1 protein-coding gene is annotated in these 684 nt (G+C 59.4%); it reads left to right on the top strand.

The window, feature by feature from the left end:
- Window positions 1–446: tetratricopeptide repeat protein (locus G3480_RS27190; protein ID WP_164657284.1), on the top strand; the 446-nt coding region annotated here is incomplete at its 5' end.
- Window positions 447–684 lie beyond the last annotated feature (238 nt).

Genomic DNA, 684 nt, shown 5'->3' with positions numbered 1-684 from the left:
CGCCGACCGCCTGTGGACGAGAACGACACTCGATCCAGAGGAGGAGAAATTACGCATTCCGGCCTAGGTGGGGTTTAGCTCTGTTTTATGCGCGCCAGGGCCGCTATGCCGAGGCCGAGCCGTTGTACAAGAGAGTCCTAACGTTGGGGGAGAATGCCGTCGGCCCTGAGCATCCTGACGTAGCCACCAGCCTCGACAACCTCGCTAGCCTTTATGGGTCGCAAGGCCGCTATGCCGAGGCCGAGTCTTTTCACAAGAGAGCCTTAGCGCTGCGTGAAGAAGCCTTGGGTCTCGAACATCCCGATGTGGCGGTGAGCCTCAACAATCTAGGCAGTCTCTACGAATCTCAGGGGCATTATGCCAAGGCGGAGCCGCTGCATAAGCAAGCCCTAGTGCTGTCGGAACAAGCGAGCTATGCTGAATTCTGGTGTATGAGCGCGGGCTGATGGGGGCTTGGAAGGCGGCACACCGTTGCTGACAATGTGGTTGTTCAAGACACACAACAGCAACGAAGAGGTGCGCGATGAGAGACGATACGAGCAAGCCGAAGGACAGCGCAAGCCTGCTGCCGACGACGACCCTGGAAGAGTTGGATGTGTCCCTGGAGGAGTTGGTGCGCCGTGGTGCACGCCAGCTGATCCAGCGGGCCGTCGAGGTTGAGGTCGAGGCGCTCTTGAGCGAGTC

It is taken from the genome of Thiorhodococcus mannitoliphagus (genome assembly GCF_010915725.1).
Lineage (GTDB): Bacteria > Pseudomonadota > Gammaproteobacteria > Chromatiales > Chromatiaceae > Thiorhodococcus > Thiorhodococcus mannitoliphagus.
Note: the sequence above shows the minus strand (reverse complement) of the source record. Positions and strands in the feature narration are given on the sequence as shown.